This is a genomic window from Streptomyces filamentosus (assembly GCF_014654895.1).
Taxonomy (GTDB): domain Bacteria; phylum Actinomycetota; class Actinomycetes; order Streptomycetales; family Streptomycetaceae; genus Streptomyces; species Streptomyces filamentosus.
Window position 1 is genome coordinate 212,334 of record NZ_BNBE01000001.1, and the last position, 20,600, is coordinate 232,933.

The window sequence follows — 20,600 nt, forward strand, 5'->3', positions numbered from 1 at the left end:
GGGGCCTCGGGGGGCGGGGAGCCGGCGCCCGGGGGCGCGTCGCCCCCAGCCGGTATTTGTTGACTTTCAGGCATTTTTCCAGACATCCCTTCCATTACTGGATCAATCCTCAATAACCTGTCATGTCATGAGCACATCACTCGCGACCGTCCCGGCCGCCCGCCGCTGCCAGACGGCCCTCAACTCCTTCCACAGCACCGTCTACTTCGCCCCCGACCTGAGCCGGAGCCTGGCCGGGTACGGGGTGGAGGACCCCCTCGCCGCCCACGTCGCCGGCAAGACGGCCGCGCTCGGCCGCGTCGGCCCCGGCGTGGCCGCCGCCGCGCTCAACGGCCTCGCCCACCGGCTGGTCGCCCGCCACCTCCCCGCGGTCTGGGACCGGGTCGACCCGCGGACCGTCGTCGCCCTGCGGACCGAGGCCGCCGACACCGTCCTGCGCCGCCTCCTCGGCGAGGAGGTCATCGCCTCGCCCGGGATGGCCGAGGCGGCCGGACTGGCCGAACGGGCCGTCTCCGCCTGCGCCCCGCAGGGCCGTCCCATGTACGCCGCGCTGGCCGACCTGCCGGTGCCCGACGCCCCGCACCTGGCGCTGTGGCACGCCGCCACCCGGCTGCGCGAGTACCGGGGCGACGGACACATCGCCCTCCTGCTCGGCGCCGGACTCGCCGGCCTCGACGCCCTGGTCCTGCACACGGCGAGCGGCGACGGCGTGCCCAAGGAGGCCGTCCTCGCCAACCACGGCTGGACGGGCGCGGAATGGGACGCCGCCGAGGAGCGGCTGCGGGCCCGCGGACTGCTGGGCCCGGACTCCGCTCCCACCGAGCGGGGAAGGCGCTTCCGCGAGGAGCTGGAGTCCGACACGGACCGCCTCGACGCCGCCCCCTACGACCGGCTGGGCGAGGAGGGCGTCGCACGCCTGACGGAGCTGGTCGGGGGCTTCGTCACGGCCGCCGCCGAAGCGGGCGCGTACCCGCCCGCCCTGCGGCACCTGTTCACCGTCGACTGAGGCTCCCCGCCGCCGGTCCGCCCCGGCTCGCGCCCGCGGACCGGCCGGCGGCCGGCGGTCAGAAGTCCACGCCCCGCATGGACTCCAGCGGCTCCCCCGACGTCCAGGCGATCCGGAAGACCAGCCGGTGGAACCGCCAGCCGGCGGCCGTGCGCACGGCGCGGACCTCGCTGTGCCCGCCGACCCGGAAGTGCTCCTCCGGCCCTCCGGGGCCGTGCACGTGCGTGGCGAGCTGGTGCGCCCGCAGGGTGGCCCGGTCGCCGTCCAGCTCCACGAGGTGGTTGGCGCTGACGTGGTGGGTCCCCTCCCACCAGGAGCGGGCCTCGCGCTGGAAGGCCGCGAACCCCCTCACCCCCCGGTGCGTCCCGATCGGGAAGACGAACTGGGCGTCCTCCGTGAAGACGGACCGGAACCAGTCGTCGCCGTAGCCCCGCTCGCACACGGTGTCCAGCGCGACGACGTACCGGTCGAAGAGCTCCCTGATCTCCAGACGGTCCGTCACTTCGCGCAGTCGGGCCCGGAGTTGATCCAGCTCCGCCGTCACCCTCGCCTCGTCGGCGCGCAGCGGCGTCGTCACTCGTGCCTCCCGCCGTGCGGGGCCGCCGCAATCTTCGCCGCGGACGCCCGCCAGCTGCGCGGGGTGTGGTGGCCCGGGGCGCGCTCCAGACGCTGCCAGCGGGCGACGGGGCGGCCCTCGGACACCCCGTCCGGTTCCTCCGCTGCGGTCATCCGGGAGAACAGGACCGCGACCAGCGCGGCGAGTTCCTCGGGGCCGGCGGAACCCCTCTCGATGCGTAGGAAGTTGTCTGCGGTCAGGTCGGGCAGGGTCATGGGTGATCGTCTCCGTCGAGTCGGGTCGAGTCGATACGGGCGGGGGGTGGGTGGGGGGGGCGCGCCCTGGGAGCCCGGCCGCACGGCGGCCGGGCTTCTGGGGTTCTGGGGGTCCGGTACAGGGGATGCTCACCGGCGGTGGGGACGCCGGCGGTGGCGGCAGGTGAGGGGGCCGGTGGTCAGCGCGCCTCGAAGATCTTCCAGTGGCCGCGCTTGATGAAGATGGTGCCGTCGTTCGCGTCCACGAAGAAGTCCACCACGGCGTAACGGCCCGGCTGGAGCGTCAGGTTGAGCACCGAGGACTCGCCGGAGTTCATGGGGAGGCCGCCCGTGCCCTGGGCCAGGTCGAGGGCGCCCGAGTGGTCCGGGAACTTGCCGTGGTCGCCGAACTCGGCGATGTACGCCTTGAGGTCCTCCTCCGTGGTGTCCTCCGCGAGGCGGAAGAAGATCGCCTCGATGTTCTGCCCGGCGGGCATCGCGTTCCGGAAGACCAGCGGGCGGCCGGCGCGGACCGTGCCCTGGAGGTCCCAGACCGGCCGGCCGTCGACCAGGCGTCCCGTCAGGCTCGCGGTGGGCACGGGCAGCGGGGCGGTGGCGGGCGCACCGCCGACGGTGAGGGTGGCGAAGCGCGGCTGGGCGTCCCGGATGTTCTGGTAGTCGAAGAACCAGTACGTGCCCGGCGTCAGCGTCTTGCCGAAGGAGGCCGGGAGGTTCGGGTGGATCACCGTGCCGCCGAGCAGCTCCGCCCGGTCCCTCAGCTCGGCGCTGCCCTCGATGATGTCCGGCGCCGTGTGGTTGATGATCTTCAGGAGGCTGGACCGGAACTCCTCGAACGTCACCCCCGGCTTCGGGCGCACCAGCGAGACCCAGCCGGACGCGGGGTCGGTGGTGGTGACGCGGAAGGTCACGTTGCCGGGCCGGGCGGTGGCCGGCGCCGAGAGCCCTTCCGCGGAGGACCTGATGTCCAGGACCTGGGCCGACTGCCCGTCGGGCGCCGGTTCGACGGCGGCGGGGGCGGACGCGGGCGCGGCGGCGGTGGCCGGGCCGGTGGTGGCCGTGAGGGCGAGCAGCAGGCAGGCCACCGCTCCGACGCGGGTGGAACGTGTGCGCTTCGTGCGCATGGTCTCTCCTCGGGACGTGGGGTTTGCGGCAGGGGCCTCGCGGCGCGGACGGCGCACCGCGCGGCCGGACGCCCGCCGGGCAGGCGGGCGCGGGGCCGCCCGGACCGGGGCCGCCCGGGCGGCCCCGGTCCGGGCGGCGGCTCAGCCGCCGTGGCGGGCGGCGGCCTCGATCGCGCGGCGGAACGCCTCCTCCGGCTGCGCGCCGGAAAGGAGGCCGGCGCCCTCGAACCGGAAGAGGGGGACGGAGCGGACGCCGAGCGCCCGCACCCGGTCGAGCTCGGCCCGGAGCCTCGACGCCTCGGCGTCCGCCCCCGGGCCGGTCTCGGCCCGCCGGACGCCGATCTCCGCGGCGAGGCGCGTGAGCGTCGCCGCGTCGCCGATGTTCAGGCCGTCGGTCAGGTACGCCCGGAACAGGCGCTCGGCCATCGGCTCCGCCAGCCCCTGCTCCCCGGCGGCGGCCAGGAGGCGGTGGGCCTCGAAGGTGTCGACGTGGACGGCGCGGGCGAAGTCGAACTCCAGCCCCTCGCGGGCGCCGGTCTCCGCCATCCCCGCGGTGGCCCGCGCGGCGTTCTCCGCGCTGCCGAAGAACTCCGCGTGGACCTCGGACAGCGGCCGTCCGGCCGCCGGGGCGTCCGGGGAGACCCGGAAGGGCAGGAACGTCACGTCGAGCGTCCCGCCGGCGTCCCGGTGACGGCGGGCGGCGCGCTCGAAGCGGGTGAACCCGAGGTAGGAGTGGACGCAGGTGAGGTCGAGGGTGATCTCGACGCGCACGGTGGCGCGGTCGGCGGTGGTCATGTGCGGGCGGTCCCTTCGGTGGCGTGGGAGTTCGGCTCGTCCTGGTGCGGCACGCCCCGGGGCGGCTCGGTCCGGGACTGCTCGCCCCGGGACGGCTCGGCCGGCCGGCCGGGCGCCCCGGCCCCGGCGCGGGCCGAGCGGCGGCCGCCCAGGTGGTACGCGGCGGCGACCAGCACCGCGCCGGCGGCTATCACCCCGAAGGTGGGCTGGATGCCGAGCGAGCCGACGATCGGCTGGGTGACGAGCGGCGCGAGGAACTGTCCGAGGAAGAGCGCCGTGGTCAGCAGTCCCGCGTAGCGGGCGCGCACCGCCGCCGGGGCCTCGGCCAGGACCCAGTTGTTGAGGTTCGGCATGAGCAGGCCCAGGCCGGTGCCCATGACGAGGAGGGCGAGCACGAGCACGGTGATGCCGGGGGCCAGCGCCAGGACGACGTAGCCGAGGCCGATCGCCAGGAACGCCAGGGCGGCGAGGGAGTACTCGCCGGCGAGCCGCCGGAAGAAGGCGAACCGCATGGCGACCAGGCCGGTGGTGAGGGTCTGCACGGCCAGCACGCCGCCGGACACCACCGAGGCGGCCCCGAAGTGGCCCTCCACCAGGAAGGGGACCTGCACGGGCACCGAGTAGAAGGCGATCTGGCCCAGCATCATCGCGAGGAGGGCCGCCACGATCCCCCCGGGGACCTTCCGCCCGGCCGGCCCGGCGTCCGCCCCGGCATCCCTCGGGGCGGCGGCCTGCCGGCCGCCGGGGAGGAACATCAGGGCCGGGACGGCCAGCGCGCCGCCGAGCAGGTAGATGAGGAAGACCACGCGCCAGTCCAGGCCGGCGAGCGCGCCGCCGCCGAGGAGCAGCACCACCCCGCCGAACGACCCCGCGGCGGCCTGTCGTCCGAGGAGTCTGCGGCGGTCGTCGCCCTCGTACAGGTCGGCGATCATGGCCATGCTGCTCGTCATGATCAGCGAGACGCCGATCCCCAGCACGGCACGGCCGACGAGGATGCTCGGGAGGTCGGGCAGGTAGGAGCCCGAGCTGCCGCCGAGGGCGAACGCCAGCATGCCGATGACGAGGGCGCGCTTGCGTCCGACCCGCTCCACGAAGAGTCCCGCCAGGGGCGAGAACAGGACGATCGCCAGCGCGTGGGTGGTGGTGATCATCCGCGCCAGCAGGTCGACGTTGGCGGCGTCGGCGAAGCTCTCGCGGATGCCGGGGATCGCCGGGGCGACGGTCGCCCCGGCCATGATGGTCAAGGTGCCGGCGAGGACGAGGGTGGCTCCCTGCCCGCCCCCGGCCGGTTTCGCCGCGTCCTGTCCGCGGGGCTCTGTCGTCACTGCGGTCATCGTTCCTCTCTCGTGCCGTGCGGGGGTGCTCATGCGCTCGGGCGCCGGCCCCACGCGGAGAACAGCAGGGTGGTGACGTCCCGGGCCCGCGGGTCGTCCAGGTTCGCGACGAACTGCTTGAGGTCCTCGGCCCCGACGAGACCGCTCGCGACGAGGCCCTCGCCCTGGAGGGCCATGCGCAGGCGCATCAGCTCGTTGTCGTCGGCATGCTGCCCCGGGCCGAGCGGGGTCACCCGCAGGTCCACCGCTTCGAGGCCCGCGCGGGCCAGCGTGGACGGGAGCCTGCGGCCCCAGTGCATGTCGGCGCCGGCCGCCTTCCACCCCTGGAGGTAGGCGGCGACCAGGGCCCGGCCCGCGGGGGTCGCGCAGTGTTCGCTGGGCAGGAAGTAGAAGTCCTCCACCACCAGCCAGCCGCCGGGAGCGAGCCAGCGCACCGCCCGCGCGAGGACCTCCTCCGCCCCGTCCAGGTGCTCGAAGAGGGCCCGGGCGAAGACGAGGTCGAACGAGCCCTCCTCGAACTCCGCCTCCTTGACGTCGAGCTGACGCACAGTCAGCTTTGGCGAGCGGTCGGCGTCGAGGGCGCTGACGTCGGTGTCGACGGCGAGGACCGACGCGGTGTCGGCCCGCTCGGCGAGCCAGTACGCCATCGATCCGGCGCCGGCCCCCAGTTCCAGGACCCGCCGCGGGCCCGCGGCGGGCAGGCCGTCGATCACGGCGCGGCTCTGGGGGTCGTAGATCCGCTCCCAGAGCTCGGTCAGGGCGGCCTCGATCCGGCGGCTCTCGGGGGTCCGGGTCTCTGCGGTCATGCGGGTCCACTCTCCTGCTCGGTTCGGGGGGCCGCGTCCATGTGGGCGGCCACGGTGCACAGCACGTACTCCGGCGGTGCGACTTCCAGTCGGGCCAGTTCCTCCTGGCCCTCGGAGATGCGCGGATCGGCCATCCACGACCGGTACGCCACCTCGCTCACCCACATCGGGTAGTTGATGAAGGTGGTGCCGTCCCGGTCGACGTAGGGGGTGGCCGAGATGAAACCGGGGAAACCGCGCTTCCACTCGCTGCTGCGCTCCAGCAGGTCGAGCACCGCCCGCGCGGACCCGTGGCCGTCCAGGTGCCGGGTGGCCACCACCACGACGCCGGGCCGCGCGTCGGTCTCGGGGCCCTCGATGCCGGGGGCCGGGGCGCCGTGGAAGACGGTCGCCGAGACGACCCCGGGCCGGCGGCCCAGGCCGTGCAGCACGCCTCCCGCGGGGTTGTCCCGGAACGAGGTGCGGTAGGCGGCCTCGTCGGTCCACTCGCCCCGGTTGACGACCGTGGCGCCGTCCGCGCTCAGGTGCACCCGCGAGGAGACGAAGCCCGGCGTGTGCCGGACCCACGCGGTCACCTCGGCCTTGAGGACGGCGACCAGGTCGGCGGCGGCCTCCGGCCCGGTCGTCCTGAGCACGCCGAAGGAGACGAAGCCGGCCTCCCGCCCCGGGCGGGCGGCACGTGCGTCGGGCATGGGGTAACTCCTTTGTGGGGGTGGGACGGTCACTGGAAGACGGAGGCGTGCTCCCGCGCCCAGTCGCGGAAGGTGCGGGCCGGCCGGCCCGTCACGTCCTCGACGACGGTCGATCCCGCCTCCGGCTCCTTGGTGAGCATCGCGAAGTAGTCCAGGGCGCCGTCCGCGTACGAGGGCGGCCAGCCGGTGGCGACCATGGCGGCGCGGGCCGCCTCGTGCGCCACGTCCTCCCAGCCGAGCTCCCGGCCGACGACCTCGCCGATGATCGCCACCTGCTCCCGCTGCGACAGCGCCTCCGGGCCGGTGACCAGGTACTTCCGCCCCCCGTGGCCCTCGCCGGTGAGCACGGCCGTGCCCACGGCGGCCAGGTCCGCCTCGTGCACCGAGGTCCGGACGGCCTCCCCGTACGGGAAGCGCACGACCCCGTCCTCGCGGATCTGGGCGGCGAAGCCCAGGGCGTTGGCCTGGAAGCCGGTGGTGCGCAGGAAGGTCCACTCCAGGTCGGTGGCCTCCAGCAGCTCCTCCAGGTAGGCGTGGCAGTTGTTGTCGGTCCGCTCCAGGCCGATGTGGACGCCGACGGAGGAGACGAGGACGGCCTTGCGGGCCGTGGCCGCGATCTTCCGCACCACCTCGGGGGCCGTGTCGACGGGGGTCGTGAAGAAGGGCCACATCAGGAAGACGCCGTCGACGCCCTCCAGGGCCGCGTCGAGGCTCGCGGGGTCGGTGAGGTCGCCCACGTGGATCTCCACGCCCTCGGGGAGCCGGCCGATGTTCGGGTCGTCCTTCAGCACCAGGGCGCGGACGGTGGCGCCCGCCTCCAGGAGCTGCGCGACGGCGTGCGGGCCGACGTTTCCGGTGGCCGCGGTGACCAGGACGGTGTTCTGCTGCGGCATGGCTGCCTTCCCTCGTTCGGTGTGCGGGGCGGTCGGGGGTCGTTCGGTGGGCGCCGGGGTGCTCACTGCGGCGGGTTGCCGTGCTTGCGGGACGGCAGGTCGGCGTGCTTGGCGCGCAGCATGTCGAGCGACCGGATCAGGACGGACCGGGTCTCGCGCGGGTCGATGACGTCGTCGATGAGGCCGCGCTCGGCGGCGTAGTACGGGTGCATCAGCTCGTCCTTGTACTCCGCGATCCGCTGCGCCCGCACCGCCTCCGGGTCGTCGGCCGCGTTGATCTCGCGGCGGAAGACGACGTTCGCCGCGCCTTCGGCGCCCATGACGGCGATCTCGTTGGTGGGCCAGGCCAGGGCCAGGTCGGCGCCGATCGAGAGGGAGTCCATGACGATGTACGCGCCGCCGTACGCCTTGCGCAGCACCAGGGAGACGCGGGGCACCGTGGCGTTGCAGTAGGCGTACAGCAGCTTCGCGCCGCGCCGGATGATGCCGTTGTGCTCCTGGTCGACGCCCGGCAGGAAGCCGGGCACGTCGACCAGGGTGATCAGCGGGATGTTGAACGCGTCGCAGAACTGGACGAACCGGGCGGCCTTCTCGGACGCCTCGATGTCCAGGGCGCCCGCCGTGGCGGCCGGCTGGTTGGCCACGATGCCGACCACGTGGCCGTCCAGGCGGGACAGGGCGCAGACGATGTTGGGCGCCCAGGCGGGGTGCACCTCGAAGTAGTCGCCGTCGTCGACGATCTCCTCGACGACCTTGCGGATGTCGTAGACCCGTCCGGCCTCGGCGGGCACCAGGTCGAGCAGGGTGTCGTTGAGCCGGTCCGCCGGGTCTCCCGACCGCTCGACGGGCGACAGCTCGCGGTTGTTGGCGGGCAGCAGCGACAGGAGGTGGCGCACGTCCTCCAGGCAGCTCTCCTCGTCGTCGTACGCGAAGTGCGCGACGCCGGAGGTCGCCGCGTGCACGTCGGCGCCGCCGAGGCCGTTCTGGCTGATCTCCTCGCCGGTGACCGCCTTGACGACGTCCGGGCCGGTGATGAACATCTGCGAGGTCTCGCGGACCATGAAGACGAAGTCGGTGAGGGCGGGGCTGTAGGCCGCGCCGCCGGCGCACGGGCCGAGCATCACGGAGATCTGCGGGATCACCCCGGAGACGCGGGTGTTGCGCCGGAAGATGCCGCCGTAGCCGGCGAGGGCGGTGACGCCCTCCTGGATGCGGGCGCCGGCGCCGTCGTTGAGGGAGACCAGCGGGGCGCCGGCCGCCTCCGCCAGGTCCATGATCTTGTGGATCTTCTGCGCGTGGGCCTCGCCGAGGGCGCCGCCGAAGATCCGGAAGTCGTGGGCGTAGACGAAGACCGTACGGCCGTGGACGGTGCCCCAGCCGGTGACGACGCCGTCGCCGTACGGCTTCCTGTCCTCCAGGCCGAAGCCCTGGGCGCGGTGCCGGCGCAGCGGCTCCACCTCGTTGAACGACCCCTTGTCCAGGAGCAGCCGGATGCGCTCGTGGGCGGTGAGCTTGCCCTTGGCATGCTGCCGCTCGGTGGCGGCCGGGTCGCCCTCGTGGGCGGTCTCCTTGATCTGGTTCAGTTCCTCGATCCGGTTGCGGATCGTGCCCTCTGCTGTGGACATGTCGCTCTTCCCTCTCCGTTCGGTCGTGGGGTTTCAGACGGTGGCGGCGGCGAAGGCCCGCTCGGTCCTGGCCAGTTGGCGGGCGGTGCCGGTGGCGTGGACGCGGGCGCCCGGCGCGATCCGGCGGATCAGCCCTCCGAGCACCAGACCGGGACCGACCTCGACGAAGCGCTCCGCGCCCATGCCGGAGAGCGTGGTGACGGTCCTCGTCCACCGCACCGGTTCGGTGAGCTGGTCGCTCAGGGCGACGACGATCTCGGCGGCGGTGGACAGCCGGGTCCCGGTCACGCTGGAGACGAAGGGGACGCGCGGCTCGCGGAAGTCGGTCCGGATGAGCGCTTCGGCGTACTCCCCCCGGACGGACCGCAGCAGGCTGGAGTGGAAGGGGCCCCCGGGGTCGAGCGGGGCGACCCGCGAGGCGCCCGCGCGCAGGGCCGCGCGGGTGAGCGCGGCCACCGCCTCCGCCCGGCCCGACACGACGACCTGCCCGGGGCCGTTGTCGCCCGTGGCCTCGACGGTCTGCCCGGTCTCCGCCGCGGCCTCGGCGCACAGGCGCACGACCGTGGCGTACCCCAGTCCGAGGACCGCCGCGGTGGCGCCCCGCACCCGGTCGCCGACGGTCGCGACGAGTTCGCCGCGCAGCCGGACGAGCCAGAGCGCCTCGGTCCACTCCAGCACGCCGGCGGCGACCAGCGCCGCGTACTCGCCCAGGCTGTGCCCGGCGACCGCGTCCGGCTCGATGCCCTGGCCGCGCAGCACGTCCAGGGTGATCAGGCTGGTGAGGAAGACCGCGGGCTGGGTGACCGCCGGGTCGTCCAGGTCCCTGGCGGGTCCTTCCCGGCAGATCCGCCCCAGCGGGATCCCGAGGAGGTCCTCGGCCTGGCGGAAGTAGGCGTCGGCCAGGTCGGGGCGGCGCGCGAGCGGTTCCTTCCCCATGCCGACGCGCTGGGAGCCGTGGCCGGGGAAGACGAAGGCGGTGCGGGTCATCCTGTCACGTCCTTGTCGTTCGGTTCAGCGGGCGGGGAGGGCGGGGGCGGCGGTCCGGTCGTACGGGCGGCCCTGGAGCCAGGCCCCGGGCAGGGTGCGCACCTCGACCACCCGGGGGGCCGGTCCCCGCACCGCGGCGGAGGCGGCGTGGCCGGGGCCGCAGGGCACGTCGAGGACGCTCCAGCCCTCCGGGTGCCGGTCCCGGGCGGCGCCGAGGTAGTCCTCGGACGGTGCGCGGCTGAGACCGGTGCCGATGCCCTTGAGGTACGCCTCCTTGCGGGTCCAGATCCGGCCGAAGAGCTCGGTGCGCTCCCGCCCCCCGGTGTCGGAGAGTTCGGCCTGCTCGCCGGGGTGCAGGGCCGCGACGCAGAGTTCGACGGTCTCGTCGCGCGGCAGCCGCTCCACGTCCACGCCGACCGGGACGGCCGCGACGCCCACCAGCGCGAGGCCGCTGCTGTGCGAGAGGGAGAAGTGCAGGGACGGCGCGTCCGCCACGGCGGGCCGGCCGTGCGCCCCGCCGCACCCGGGGCAGGGTTCGCGGACGAACCGCAGGTCCGCGGGGTGCCGTCCGGTGTAGTGGCCGAGCAGTCTGCGCAGGGCCACGTGGGCCGCCGCGTACAGCAGCCCGTCGGCGGGCCGGATGAAGGAGTCGGCCCGCCGGCTCTCCGCCGCGTCGAGGTCGGACCGGTCGAGCGCGGTGGCGTCCGCCCCCTGCGGGGCGCGGACCAGCCACAGGTCCAGCCGGTCGGACGGCACGGCCGCGAGCGGGGCTGCGTGCCGGGCGGGGGCCGGCCGCTCCGGTGCCAGGGTGGCGTGCCCCGTCATACCGGCACCGCGGCGCCGTGCCGGGGCCCGTCGCCGGCCGGTGCGAACTTCCGGACCAGGCAGTCGACGAGTTCGGCGGCGCTGTTGGCGAGCAGCAGCATCTGGAGGTGGAGTTCGACCCCCAGCGCCGTCTCCATGCGGTGCTGGAGTTCGAGGCCGGCGATCGAGCCGACGCCCAGGCTGTTCATGGGGCGGCCCGTGGTGTCGACCTGGTGGGGCGCGATGCCGAGGATCCTGCCGAGCTCCTGGCGGACGTACTGGTCGAGCAGCCGCGTCCGCTCGCCGTGGTCGGCGGTGGCCAGGGCGGCCGGGTCGGGGGCGGTCACGTCGGCCGGCCGGGTGCGGGCCGGGCCGGTGCACGCCTTCAGGTTCGCTGTCATGCTCTTCCCGTGGTCGAGGGCGGCGGGGACGCGCGGCGCGTGCCGCGCGTCCCCGTCCCGGACGCGGTGGCCCGGGGGCGGAACTCAGGCCTGGTAGGGGGTCTTCTCGCGGCCCTCGCGCAGGACGGTGGCCCACCAGGCGAGCTGGTCGAGCAGCACCTTGGCGGCGCCGGCCGGGCCCGTCTCGTCCTTCGGCCGGCCGTCCTCGCCGAACTGCTCCCAGGCGGTGTGGAAGCTGACGGCGTCGCGGACGGTGACGGCGTGCAGCTCCGCGAAGATCGGGCGGAGCTGCTCCACCGAGCGCAGGCCGCCGGAGAGGCCGCCGTAGGAGACGAAGCCGACCGGCTTGGCACGCCACTGGGTGTAGTGCCAGTCGATGAGGTGCTTCAGCGAGGCGGGGAAGCTGTGGTTGTACTCGGGCGTGACGACCACGAAGGCGTCCGCCTGCTCCAGCCGCGGCGACACGGCCGCCAGCGCCTCGGCGGTCTCGGGCGACGGGTTGTGGGACAGCGCGGCCGGCAGCTCGTGGTCGGCCAGGTCGATCACGTCGACGATCAGGTCCGCGCGGTTCTCGGCCTCACCGGCGAACCAGGTGCCGACCACGGGGCCGAAGCGGCCCTCGCGGACGCTGCTGACGATCACCGCGAGCCGCAGGGGTGCGTGGGACATGAAGGGTTCCTTTCACAGGGGCGCAACGGGGTGTTGCACGATCAGGGGGCGGCACGGCGCGGCGCGAGGCCGTGGAGCGCGACGAGGAGTCCGGCCGTGCCGACGGCGGTGACCAGCAGGAGCGGCGGCCCGTACCCCGTGTCGAGGAGGGTCGACGTCAGGGCGGTGACGATCGCCGCGCCCGTCTGGACGGCGGTCTGGTAGAGCCCGCCCGCCGCGGGCCGGAGCTCCTCGGCCACCGAGGCGGTGGCCTGGAGGTGGAGGGCGGTGAAGGCGAGGACGAAGGCGGCGCCGACGAGCAGCATCGTGGGCAGCACGTCGGTGGCGTACCGGACGTCCGCCGGTGCGTCCCGCGGGTAGAGCGCGTAGCCGAGCGGTGCGGCGGCGGCGCCGGCCGCGATCAGGAGGGCGGGGCGGACGCGGGTGGCGAGCCGGCCCGAGCCGAGGGCGACGCAGGCCAGCGGGAGGGCGGCGGGCAGGAACGCCAGTCCGGTCTCCCAGGGGCCCCAGCCGGCCCGCCGTTGCAGGTGCGTGGTGCTGACGAGGAGCAGGCCGAGGTACGAGCCGTTGAGCGCGGCGGCGCCCAGCGCGGAGCGCACCAGCGGGCCGTGGCCCAGGAGGCCGGGCCGTACCAGCGGTTCGGGCGAGGTCCGCTCCGCCCGGACGAACAGGGCGGCGAGCAGCGCCGCCGCGGCGAGCGCGGCGACCGTGCGCGGGTTGCCCCAGCCCGCGCCGGGCACGGCCGAGATCGCGTACACCAGGGCCAGCAGCGCCCCGGTGTGGGCGAGCGCGGAGGGGGCGGCGTACCGTCCGGGCCGGGGCCGGGCCGGGTCGTCCTTCGGGATCAGGCGCAGGCCGGCCGCGAACAGCAGCAGGGCGACCGGGGCGGGGAAGGCGAAGGTCCAGCGCCACCCCGCCTCGGTGAGCGCTCCGGACAGCAGCAGTCCCGCCGTGAAGCCGGACGCGCCGAAGAACGAGTAGACCGACACGGCCCGGCCGCGCGCGGGCCCCGGGGGGAACGCCGAGGTGATGATGGCGAGTCCGGTGGGCGCGGTGAGCGCCGCGCAGACGCCCTTCACGAAGCGGGTGGCGATCAGCAGGGACCAGTCGTCCGTGAGCGCGCCCGCGAGGGACGCGGCGGCGAAGACGGCCAGCGCGGTGAGGTAGACCGGCCGGCGTCCGAGGATCGCGACGAGCCGGGTGCCGAAGAGCATCAGGCCGCCGAAGCCGATGGCGAATCCGGTGACCACCCAGTGCGTCCGGGCGGCGGTCTGTCCCAGGTCGTCGCCGATGGAGGGCAGCGCCACGAGGGCCACCGACACCTCCAGGGCGTCGATGAGCATGTTGCCGGCGAGCACGAACAGCAGGCCCCAGAGGGCCGGGCTCCGGTGCCCGTCCGTCGTGGCGCGGGGCGCACCGGGCCGGGGTGTCGTCGAGGACGTCATGATCCCGTTCCGTGTGGTGGTGGGTGGGGGCGGTGGGGGTGGCGGGGGGCCGGCCGCGGGGGTGTGGGGGTCGCGGCCGGCCCGCCGCGCCGGCGGGGGGTGGGGTCCCGGTCCGCCGGCCGTCGGGGCCCTTCAGCCGAGGAGGGTGCCGCCGGTGGCGTCGACGAAGGAGCCGGTGATCCACCGGGCCTCGTCGCCGGCGAGGAAGGCCACCACGTCGGCGACGTCCTCGGGCTCGCCCACCCGGTTGAAGGCGGACAGCGCCGCCATCTGCTCGACCGCCTCGGGGATGCCGAAGACGGGGTTGTCGTTGCGGGTGATGCCGGGCGCCACGCTGTTGATGGTGATGTTGCGCGGGCCGAGGTGCTTGGCGAAGTGCAGCGCGAGCTGGTCCACGGCGCCCTTCGTCATCGCGTACGCGATCTCGTCCGGGTTCGCGACCCGGGTGAGGCCGGAGGTGATGTTGATGATCCGGCCGCCGTCCGGCATGTTCTTCAGCGCCCGCTGGATGAGGAAGAACGGCGCCTTGGCGTTGACCCGGTACAGCTCGTCGAACTTCTCCGGCGTGGTCTCCTCGGGCTTGACGCCGCCCATCACGCCGGCGTTGTTGACGAGGATGTCGAGGTCGGTGGAGCCGGTCCGCTCCCGCAGCCCCTCCTCCAGCCCGAGGAAGAGCCGGTGGACGTCGCCGTCGACGCCCAGCACCGCCTGGACGGTGAAGGCCCGGCCGCCGTCCTTCTCGATGACGGCGACGACGTCCTCGGCCGCCTCGCGGCCGGTGGCGTAGTGCACGGCGACGAGCGCGCCCTCCTGCGCGAGGCGGATGGCGGTCGCGCGGCCCATGCCCCGGCTCGCGCCGGTGACGAGTGCCGTCCTGCCCGTGAGCCTGCCCATGTCTGTTCTCCGTTTCTTCGCTGTTGCCGTGTCCGGGACCTGTGCCGAGGCCGCCGGGGTCTTCGAGGGGGTGGGGACGGAGGCCGCCGGGGCCTTCGGAGCGCCGAACCAGCGGAGCAGCGCCGTACGGAGGCCGGAGGCGTCGTCCGCCGCCCCGCCGGCCCAGGCGACGTGGCCGTCCGGCCGGACGAGGAGGGCGGCGGAGTCCTCCGCCGTCGCGTGCGGCGGGAGGACGACGTCCACCGTGTCCACCAGGGCCGACCAGGGGGCGGCCGTCTCCCGCAGGCTCCGGGCGGCCCCGTCGCCGGAGGGGACGAGCAGGACGCCCCGGCCGGAGCGCAGCAGCCGCGCGCCGGTGGTCGGTCCGTCGGGGGTGGTGAGCGGCCGGGGCGGCAGCCGCCGGCCGAGCAGGGGGTGCCGGCCGGGGCCGACGTCGTGGCGGACGTCCAGGCCGGAGATCATTCCGGCGAGGTGGGTGCGGACGTTCTCACGGGGCGTGAGTTCGGCGAGCACCTCCCGTACGGCGTCGACCTCGGGTCCGCCCAGCAGGAGCAGGGCCTGGGTCCGGATGTTGCTCAGCACCCGCCGGGCGACCGGGTGCCGCTCGTCGTGGTAGCTGTCGAGGAGTCCGTCCGGGCCGCGCTCGGCGACCTGGGCGGCGAGCTTCCAGCCGAGGTTCACGGCGTCCTGGAGGCCGAGGTTGAGGGCCTGGCCGCCGATCGGCATCTGCTGGTGGGCCGCGTCCCCGGCGAGGAGGAGCCGGTAGTCGCGGTAGTGCGTGACCTGCCGGGAGGCGTCGCCGAAGGAGTTCACCCACAGCGGGGTGCCGCCGCCGATGTCCTCCCCGGTGACGCGCTTCCACGTGTCGGCGACGTCCTGGAAGGAGGGCTGTCCGCCGCTCGGCCGGGCACCGAACTCGTGCACCATCACCCGGGTCACTCCGTCGGGACGCCGGGCGGCGATGGCCAGTCCCCCGGCCAGCCGCTGGAAGCGGCGGTCGGGGATGTCGATGCCCGCCACGTCGGCGCGCAGCAGTTCGCGGGTCGCGTCGGTGCCGGGGAAGTCGAAGCCGCCCAGCCGACGGACCGTGCTGTTCTCGCCGTCGCAGCCGACGACGCACTTGGCCCGCAGGGACACCGTCGTCCCGTCGGGGGTGCGCGCGACGGCCTCGGCGTGGTCGCCGGTCACGGTCAGGCCGGTCAGCTCGTGGCCGCGCCGGATCTCCGCGCCCAGGCCGCTCGCCCACTCCCCGAGGAGTTCCTCCAGGCGGGTCTGCGGCACCTTCCACTGGCCCGGCCAGGGGCTGGGGAGCCGGAGGTCGAGGGGGATCCCCCCGAAGTGCCCCCGGGGCTCCGACGGCACCTCGCCGAGCCGGTCGAGCAGGCCGCGGCTGTCGAGGATCTCCATGGTCCGGGCGTGCAGGGTGGAGGCCCTCGACTCGGTGGTCGGCGCGGTGAGCTTCTCCAGGACCACGACGTCCGCGCCGGCCAGCCGCAGTTCCCCGGCGAGCATCAGGCCGACCGGGCCCGCGCCCACCACGACCACCTGGGTCTCCGTGCGGTCCTCGGTCATGGTCAGGCCCTGGCTTCCGCGTGGCTCTTCGCGTGGTTCAGGGTGGCGCGGCTGTTGGTGCTGAGCGCCGTGCGCACGTACTCCCGGGCGTCGGCCACGGTGGCCTCGGGCCCGAGGACGCGGGCGATGTTGTCGGTGTTGAGGGTGACGGTGTGCTGGGACGAGGCGGCGACGCCGTGCTCGTTCTCGGCGAACGTCCAGTAGCCGGTGTGGAGGGTCATCAGGGCCGGCAGGGTGACCTGCTTGTAGGCGATCTTGTGGTGCGGGAAGGTCACCCGGTACGACCGGGTGGTGTGCACCGAGCCGTCCTTGGCGCGGGTGTCCATCTCCAGCTCCTGGAGGCCCGGGGTGTCCTCCTGGAGGCGGACGGTCGCCACGTGCGGCAGCCGCTCGGACCACAGGTGGGCCTCGTTGACGAAGTCGTAGACGTCCTTGGCGGAGCCGCCGATCTGCACGGTGTCCTCGAAGGAGAAGGTCAGGTCCTCGGTGGCGTGCGCGAGTTCGACGTTCTTCTTCAGGGCGGCGAGTTCGGAGCGCGAGTTGCGGTCGACCGCCTCGTCGATCCACTTCATGTTCGCGGGGTCCTCGTCGACGGCCCGGTAGTCGTGCAGCAGCCGGACGCGGGACTCGGTGTCGGAGAGGGCCTCGACGATCCAGGTGCCGCCCATGGCGGCGACCGGCGGCGTCGAGACCTCCTGGCGGAAGGTGATGCGCAGGTTCTCCGGGTCGAGGGTGCGGCGCGAGGTCCAGTTCTTGGGCTCGCCGTTGGCGGTGGCCCAGATGCGGATGCGCTCGGTGCGCTCGTCCTTCTCGACGTGGTCGACGTGGATGGTCGGCGGGAAGATCCGCGGCCAGTTCTCCACGTCGGCTATCAGCCGGTAGACGGCGGCGGCGGGAGCCGAGATCGCGATCTCGTGCTCCACCTCGCGCAGGCCGGACTGCGTCATGCTCGTGCTCCTTGGGGTCGTTCGGTCGGGTGGGCCGGTCAGAAGTTGCCGAGGCCGCCGCAGACGTTGAGGGCCTGGGAGGTGATGGAGGCGGCGGTGTCCGACGCCAGGTAGCCGACGAGGCCGGCCACCTCCTCGGGGGTGGAGTAGCGGCCCAGCGGGATCTTCGACTGGAACTTCGCGAGGATGGCGTCCTCGGTGGCGTCGTACGCGGCCGCGTAGCCCTGCCGGACGCGCTGGGCCATGGGCGTCTCGACGTAGCCGGGGCAGACGGCGTTGACGGTGATGCCGGTGGGGGCGAGCTCGTTGCCCAGCGCCTTGGTGAAGCCGACGACGCCGTGCTTCGAGGCGGAGTACGGGGCGCCGAGGACGACGCCCTGCTTGCCGGCCGTGGAGGCGATGTTGATGATCCGGCCGCGGTCCTTGTGGCGCAGGCCGCCGGTGGTGAGGACCTCGCGGGTCAGCCGGAACACGCTGTTGAGGTTGGTGTCGATGACGTCGTCCCACAGCTCGTCGGCGATGTCCGCCGTGACGCCGCCGCCGCTGCGGCCCGCGTTGTTGACGAGGACGTCGACGGTGCCGAAGCGGTCGACGGCCGCCTGCACGAAGGCGCGGGCGTCGGCCGAGGAGCGCACGTCGAGGGTGGTGCCGTCGACCTCCAGGCCCTCGGCCTGGAGCTGCTTGACGGTCTCGGCCACGTTCTCGGCGCTGCGGGCGCCGATGAAGACGCGGTGGCCCTGGTTCGCCAGGAGGCGGGCCACGGCCAGCCCGATTCCGCTGGTCCCGCCGGTGACCAGGGCGACCCGCTTGTCCTGCTGCGACATGTCTCTCTTCTCCAAAGGGGATCGTGGGGCGGGCGGCCGCCGCGCTGGGACGCGCCGGCGGCCACCGCACGGTGCCGGACCGGTTCAGGCCTGGGGGACGAGGGCGGAAAGGGTCTCGTTGATGGCGGCGACCAGGGCCCGGGGGGTCCGGTTGTCGGTGAAGACGTCGTCGTCGAGCGCTATGCCGAACTCGCGCTCGATGCGGCTGCCGGTCTCCAGCAGGGCCAGCGACTCGTAACCCAGCTCCTCGAAGTCGGTGTCGAGGATGTCGCCGTCGAGGTCGACGCCCTCCTCGGCGCCGGCGCCCTCCAGGAGGATGCGCTTGAGGTCGTCGATCGTGAACTGCGTGGACATGAGGGTCCTTTCGTGGGGCGTACGTGCCGGAGCACGGGAGGTGGGGGTGCGCCGGCCGTCGGCGGGGGGGGTGGGCGCCGCGGCCGGCGCGGCCTGGGGGGCGGTCAGTCCGTGGCCCGGACGACGACCGCCGAGTTGTAGCCGCCGTAACCGCGGGCGAGGACCAGGGCGGTGCGGATCGAGGTGGGCCGCGGCTGCCCGACCACCAGGTCGATGTCGTACGCGGGCGACAGCTCGACGTTGGTGGTGGGCGGAACCAGCCCCTCGCGGATGGCGAGCAGGGCGGTGACCACGTCCACCGGCGCGGCGCCGGAGTAGAGCCGGCCGATCATCGTCTTGGGGGCGGTGACCGGGACTCCGGAGGGCCCGAAGACGGCGGTGATCGCGTCGGCCTCCTCGCGGTCCAGCCGGGGTGTGCCGGCCGCGTCAGCGAAGACCACGTCGACGTCGCCGGCCTCGACGCCCGCGTCGGCGAGGGCGACCTCGATGGCGCGGCGCAGACCGGGCTCCCGGCCGCTGCCCGGCTTCGGGTCGAAGGTGGCGCCGTATCCGGCGATCTCGCCGTAGACGTTGTCGGCGCCGCGCTCGCGGGCGGTCCGCTCGTCCTCCAGGATCAGCAGCGCGCCGCCCTCACCGGGGACGTAGCCGCCGGCGGCGGCGTCGAAGGGCAGGTAGGCGCGGTCGGGGTCGTCGCTGGTGGACAGCCGGCCGCCGGCGATCTGGGCGACCCAGCCCCAGGGGCAGATCGACGCGTCGAAACCGCCGGAGAAGATCAGCTTGCTGCCCTTGCGGATCTGCCGGCGCGCCTGGGCGATGGCGTCCAGGCCGCCCGCGTGGTCGCTGACGACCACGCCGCTGGGGCCGCGCATGCCGTTGCGGATGGAGATCTGGCCGCTGTTGACGGCGTAGAACCAGGCGAAGGACTGGTACGCGCTGACGTACTGACTGCCCTGGCTCCAGAGCTTCTTGAGCTCGTTCTGGCCGAACTCGAAGCCGCCGGAGGTCGAGGCGGTGACGACGCCCATGTCGAACTCGGGGATGTCGCCGGGCTGGACGCCCGCGTCCTCGAAGGCGCAGTCGGCGGCGACCAGGGCGAGCCGGGTCATCCGGTCCGTCTGCGGGATCAGGCGGCTCGGCAGGTGCTTCTCCGCCTCGAAGCCGCGGATCTCGCCGGCGAGCCGGGAGGGGTACTGCTCCGGGTCGAAGCGGGTGACGCGCTCGATGGCGTTCTTGCCGACCCGGGTGGCGGCCCAGAAGTCGTCCACGCCCAGGCCGTTGGGGGTGGCGACGCCGATGCCGGTGACGACTGCCTTGGCGCTCATGCCGCGCTCCTCTCGGGTCGGGCCAGCACCATCGCGCTCTGGAACCCGCCGAATCCGCTGCCCACGGTCAGGACCGCGTCGGTGCGGTGCTCACGGGCGTGGAGCGGGACGTAGTCGAGGTCGCACTCCGGGTCGGGGGTGTGCAGGTTGGCGGTGGGCGGCACCACGTGGTGTTCCATCGCCAGCACGGAGGCGGCGATCTCGATGGAGCCGATGGCGCCCAGCGAGTGGCCCACCATCGACTTGATGGAGCTGACGGGGGTGCGGTACGCGTGGTCGCCGAGGCTCAGCTTGAACGCGGCCGTCTCGTGCCGGTCGTTCTGCTTGGTGCCCGAGCCGTGCGCGTTGATGTAGTCGATCGACTCCGGGTTCATCCGGGCCTCGGCCATGGCCACGTTGATCGCCTCGGACATCTCGCGCCCGTCGGGGCGCAGCCCGGTCATGTGGAAGGCGTTGCAGCGCGAGGCGTAGCCGGCGATCTCCGCGTAGATGTGCGCTCCGCGGCGTCGCGCGCTCTCCAGCTCCTCCAGGACGAAGACCGCGGAGCCCTCGCCGAGGACGAAGCCGTTGCGCGTGCCGTCGAAGGGCCGCGAGGCGTGCTCGGGGTCGTCGTTGCGCGGGGTGGTCGCCTTGATGGCGTCGAAGCAGGCCATGGTGATCGGCGAGATCGGGGCGTCCGTGGCGCCGGTGATCATCACGTCGGCGGTGCCCTCGCGGATCAGCTCGACGGCGTGGCCGACCGAGTCCAGTCCGGAGGTGCAGCCGGTGGAGACCACCGTGGCGGGGCCCTCGGCGCCGACGGCCCAGGCGACCTCGGCCGAGAACGAGCTCGGGACGAAGTAGTTGTACAGGTGCTGCGGCGCGTACGTGTGGTCGACCAGGTCGAGCCGGCCGTCGTCGCTGACGATCCGGTACTCGTCGTCCAGGCCGGTGGTGGCGCCGACGGCGCTGCCGATCGTGACGCCGGTGCGGTGCGGGTCGAAGCCGGCCAGGTCGAGGCCGCTGTCGGCCAGCGCCTCGCGGGCGGCGACGACGCCGAACTGCGCGGCGCGGTCCATGCGGCGGATCTCCTGCGGGGTGAGCCCGTGGAGTTCGGGGGCGAAGTCGACCTCCGCCGCCACCTGGGAGCGGAACTGGGAGGGGTCGAAGAAGGTGATGCCCCGCGTCGCGGTGCGTCCCTCGCTCAACAGGCTCCAGAAGTTCTTGGTGCCGATTCCCCCGGGGGCGAGCACTCCGACCCCTGTGATCACTACGCGGCGGCCCACTGGTCGCGCCCTC

Annotated in this window: 21 protein-coding genes; 1 reads left to right on the forward strand and 20 read right to left on the reverse strand. The window is 74.1% G+C overall.

Translation table 11 applies throughout. The annotated features are described in order from the left end of the window. Nucleotides 1–127 precede the first annotated feature (127 nt). On the forward strand, nucleotides 128–1,006 hold the full coding sequence (locus tag IE326_RS01125; RefSeq protein WP_150235319.1) for an SCO6745 family protein: 879 nt from the start codon (nucleotides 128–130) through the stop codon (nucleotides 1,004–1,006). Between the two features lie 58 nt (nucleotides 1,007–1,064). On the opposite strand, the gene IE326_RS01130 is transcribed toward IE326_RS01125, so the two are convergent. The 20 genes from IE326_RS01130 to IE326_RS01225 all read right to left on the reverse strand — a co-directional run bounded on the left by IE326_RS01130 (nucleotide 1,065) and on the right by IE326_RS01225 (nucleotide 20,587). Next, nucleotides 1,065–1,583 carry a nuclear transport factor 2 family protein gene (locus tag IE326_RS01130; RefSeq protein ID WP_229915157.1) on the reverse strand — a complete coding sequence of 173 codons (519 nt, stop codon included), beginning with the start codon at nucleotides 1,581–1,583 and terminating at the stop codon, nucleotides 1,065–1,067. Next, a complete protein-coding gene (locus tag IE326_RS01135; RefSeq protein ID WP_190040560.1) occupies nucleotides 1,580–1,837 on the reverse strand; it encodes an acyl-CoA carboxylase subunit epsilon in 258 nt (85 codons plus the stop codon). Before IE326_RS01135 ends, IE326_RS01130 begins: the two co-directional genes overlap by 4 nt. Before the next feature lie 179 nt (nucleotides 1,838–2,016). Further along, nucleotides 2,017–2,958 (reverse strand): hypothetical protein, encoded by a 942-nt coding sequence (locus tag IE326_RS01140; RefSeq protein WP_150235323.1) that lies wholly within the window; start codon nucleotides 2,956–2,958, stop codon nucleotides 2,017–2,019. A 141-nt stretch (nucleotides 2,959–3,099) separates the two neighbouring features. Continuing rightward, nucleotides 3,100–3,753, reverse strand: coding sequence for a DsbA family oxidoreductase (locus IE326_RS01145; protein ID WP_190040561.1), 654 nt, complete (start codon nucleotides 3,751–3,753; stop codon nucleotides 3,100–3,102). Further along, nucleotides 3,750–5,078: an MFS transporter gene (locus IE326_RS01150; RefSeq protein WP_190040562.1), complete on the reverse strand. Its 1,329-nt coding sequence runs from the start codon at nucleotides 5,076–5,078 to the stop codon at nucleotides 3,750–3,752. The genes IE326_RS01145 and IE326_RS01150 overlap by 4 nt, the downstream gene beginning before the upstream one ends. Before the next feature lie 38 nt (nucleotides 5,079–5,116). Next, nucleotides 5,117–5,893 (reverse strand): class I SAM-dependent methyltransferase, encoded by a 777-nt coding sequence (locus IE326_RS01155; RefSeq protein ID WP_190040563.1) that lies wholly within the window; start codon nucleotides 5,891–5,893, stop codon nucleotides 5,117–5,119. Beyond that, a complete protein-coding gene (locus tag IE326_RS01160) occupies nucleotides 5,890–6,585 on the reverse strand; it encodes an NIPSNAP family protein (protein ID WP_190040564.1) in 696 nt (231 codons plus the stop codon). The genes IE326_RS01155 and IE326_RS01160 overlap by 4 nt, the downstream gene beginning before the upstream one ends. 29 nt (nucleotides 6,586–6,614) lie before the next feature. Further along, nucleotides 6,615–7,478, reverse strand: a complete 864-nt coding sequence (locus IE326_RS01165) for an NAD(P)H-binding protein (RefSeq protein ID WP_190040565.1) — start codon at nucleotides 7,476–7,478, stop codon at nucleotides 6,615–6,617. 62 nt (nucleotides 7,479–7,540) lie between these two features. Beyond that, nucleotides 7,541–9,103, reverse strand: coding sequence for an acyl-CoA carboxylase subunit beta (locus IE326_RS01170; RefSeq protein WP_190040566.1), 1,563 nt, complete (start codon nucleotides 9,101–9,103; stop codon nucleotides 7,541–7,543). Nucleotides 9,104–9,136: 33 nt separating this feature from the next. Beyond that, the gene (gene fabD, locus IE326_RS01175) at nucleotides 9,137–10,090 is read right to left on the reverse strand and encodes an ACP S-malonyltransferase (protein WP_150235340.1); all 954 of its coding nucleotides are present in this window, start codon (nucleotides 10,088–10,090) and stop codon (nucleotides 9,137–9,139) included. Nucleotides 10,091–10,114: 24 nt separating this feature from the next. Next, nucleotides 10,115–10,915, reverse strand: coding sequence for a 4'-phosphopantetheinyl transferase family protein (locus IE326_RS01180; RefSeq protein WP_150235341.1), 801 nt, complete (start codon nucleotides 10,913–10,915; stop codon nucleotides 10,115–10,117). Then, nucleotides 10,912–11,295: an acyl carrier protein gene (locus tag IE326_RS01185; protein WP_150235343.1), complete on the reverse strand. Its 384-nt coding sequence runs from the start codon at nucleotides 11,293–11,295 to the stop codon at nucleotides 10,912–10,914. The genes IE326_RS01180 and IE326_RS01185 overlap by 4 nt, the downstream gene beginning before the upstream one ends. A gap of 84 nt (nucleotides 11,296–11,379) precedes the next feature. Next, complete coding sequence (locus IE326_RS01190; protein ID WP_150235345.1) at nucleotides 11,380–11,964, reverse strand: NADPH-dependent FMN reductase; 585 nt, start codon at nucleotides 11,962–11,964, stop codon at nucleotides 11,380–11,382. A 41-nt stretch (nucleotides 11,965–12,005) separates the two neighbouring features. Next, entirely contained in the window at nucleotides 12,006–13,409 is a 1,404-nt protein-coding gene (locus IE326_RS01195; RefSeq protein WP_150235347.1) for an MFS transporter, read from the reverse strand. A 132-nt stretch (nucleotides 13,410–13,541) separates the two neighbouring features. Next, complete coding sequence (locus IE326_RS01200) at nucleotides 13,542–15,875, reverse strand: SDR family oxidoreductase (protein WP_190040567.1); 2,334 nt, start codon at nucleotides 15,873–15,875, stop codon at nucleotides 13,542–13,544. A gap of 2 nt (nucleotides 15,876–15,877) precedes the next feature. Then, complete coding sequence (locus tag IE326_RS01205; RefSeq protein WP_190040568.1) at nucleotides 15,878–16,822, reverse strand: aromatase/cyclase; 945 nt, start codon at nucleotides 16,820–16,822, stop codon at nucleotides 15,878–15,880. 38 nt (nucleotides 16,823–16,860) lie between these two features. After that, nucleotides 16,861–17,646 (reverse strand): 3-oxoacyl-ACP reductase FabG, encoded by a 786-nt coding sequence (gene fabG, locus IE326_RS01210; RefSeq protein WP_150235353.1) that lies wholly within the window; start codon nucleotides 17,644–17,646, stop codon nucleotides 16,861–16,863. 84 nt (nucleotides 17,647–17,730) lie between these two features. Beyond that, the gene (locus tag IE326_RS01215; protein ID WP_150235355.1) at nucleotides 17,731–18,000 is read right to left on the reverse strand and encodes an acyl carrier protein; all 270 of its coding nucleotides are present in this window, start codon (nucleotides 17,998–18,000) and stop codon (nucleotides 17,731–17,733) included. 104 nt (nucleotides 18,001–18,104) lie between these two features. Beyond that, the gene (locus tag IE326_RS01220; protein WP_150235357.1) at nucleotides 18,105–19,322 is read right to left on the reverse strand and encodes a ketosynthase chain-length factor; all 1,218 of its coding nucleotides are present in this window, start codon (nucleotides 19,320–19,322) and stop codon (nucleotides 18,105–18,107) included. Continuing rightward, nucleotides 19,319–20,587 (reverse strand): beta-ketoacyl-[acyl-carrier-protein] synthase family protein, encoded by a 1,269-nt coding sequence (locus IE326_RS01225; RefSeq protein WP_150235358.1) that lies wholly within the window; start codon nucleotides 20,585–20,587, stop codon nucleotides 19,319–19,321. The genes IE326_RS01220 and IE326_RS01225 overlap by 4 nt, the downstream gene beginning before the upstream one ends. Between the last annotated feature and the right edge of the window lie 13 nt (nucleotides 20,588–20,600).

What these genes read in the sequence shown, in the direction of transcription:
- IE326_RS01125 (WP_150235319.1), top strand. Translation starts at nt 128, where the DNA reads ATGAGCACATCACTCGCGACCGTCCCGGCCGCCCGCCGCTGCCAGACG.
- IE326_RS01180 (WP_150235341.1), bottom strand. Translation starts at nt 10,915, where the DNA reads ATGACGGGGCACGCCACCCTGGCACCGGAGCGGCCGGCCCCCGCCCGG.
- IE326_RS01155 (WP_190040563.1), bottom strand. Translation starts at nt 5,893, where the DNA reads ATGACCGCAGAGACCCGGACCCCCGAGAGCCGCCGGATCGAGGCCGCC.
- fabG (WP_150235353.1), bottom strand. Translation starts at nt 17,646, where the DNA reads ATGTCGCAGCAGGACAAGCGGGTCGCCCTGGTCACCGGCGGGACCAGC.
- IE326_RS01215 (WP_150235355.1), bottom strand. Translation starts at nt 18,000, where the DNA reads ATGTCCACGCAGTTCACGATCGACGACCTCAAGCGCATCCTCCTGGAG.
- IE326_RS01135 (WP_190040560.1), bottom strand. Translation starts at nt 1,837, where the DNA reads ATGACCCTGCCCGACCTGACCGCAGACAACTTCCTACGCATCGAGAGG.
- IE326_RS01190 (WP_150235345.1), bottom strand. Translation starts at nt 11,964, where the DNA reads ATGTCCCACGCACCCCTGCGGCTCGCGGTGATCGTCAGCAGCGTCCGC.
- fabD (WP_150235340.1), bottom strand. Translation starts at nt 10,090, where the DNA reads ATGACCCGCACCGCCTTCGTCTTCCCCGGCCACGGCTCCCAGCGCGTC.
- IE326_RS01185 (WP_150235343.1), bottom strand. Translation starts at nt 11,295, where the DNA reads ATGACAGCGAACCTGAAGGCGTGCACCGGCCCGGCCCGCACCCGGCCG.
- IE326_RS01200 (WP_190040567.1), bottom strand. Translation starts at nt 15,875, where the DNA reads ATGACCGAGGACCGCACGGAGACCCAGGTGGTCGTGGTGGGCGCGGGC.
- IE326_RS01170 (WP_190040566.1), bottom strand. Translation starts at nt 9,103, where the DNA reads ATGTCCACAGCAGAGGGCACGATCCGCAACCGGATCGAGGAACTGAAC.
- IE326_RS01165 (WP_190040565.1), bottom strand. Translation starts at nt 7,478, where the DNA reads ATGCCGCAGCAGAACACCGTCCTGGTCACCGCGGCCACCGGAAACGTC.
- IE326_RS01195 (WP_150235347.1), bottom strand. Translation starts at nt 13,409, where the DNA reads ATGACGTCCTCGACGACACCCCGGCCCGGTGCGCCCCGCGCCACGACG.
- IE326_RS01145 (WP_190040561.1), bottom strand. Translation starts at nt 3,753, where the DNA reads ATGACCACCGCCGACCGCGCCACCGTGCGCGTCGAGATCACCCTCGAC.
- IE326_RS01140 (WP_150235323.1), bottom strand. Translation starts at nt 2,958, where the DNA reads ATGCGCACGAAGCGCACACGTTCCACCCGCGTCGGAGCGGTGGCCTGC.
- IE326_RS01160 (WP_190040564.1), bottom strand. Translation starts at nt 6,585, where the DNA reads ATGCCCGACGCACGTGCCGCCCGCCCGGGGCGGGAGGCCGGCTTCGTC.
- IE326_RS01220 (WP_150235357.1), bottom strand. Translation starts at nt 19,322, where the DNA reads ATGAGCGCCAAGGCAGTCGTCACCGGCATCGGCGTCGCCACCCCCAAC.
- IE326_RS01205 (WP_190040568.1), bottom strand. Translation starts at nt 16,822, where the DNA reads ATGACGCAGTCCGGCCTGCGCGAGGTGGAGCACGAGATCGCGATCTCG.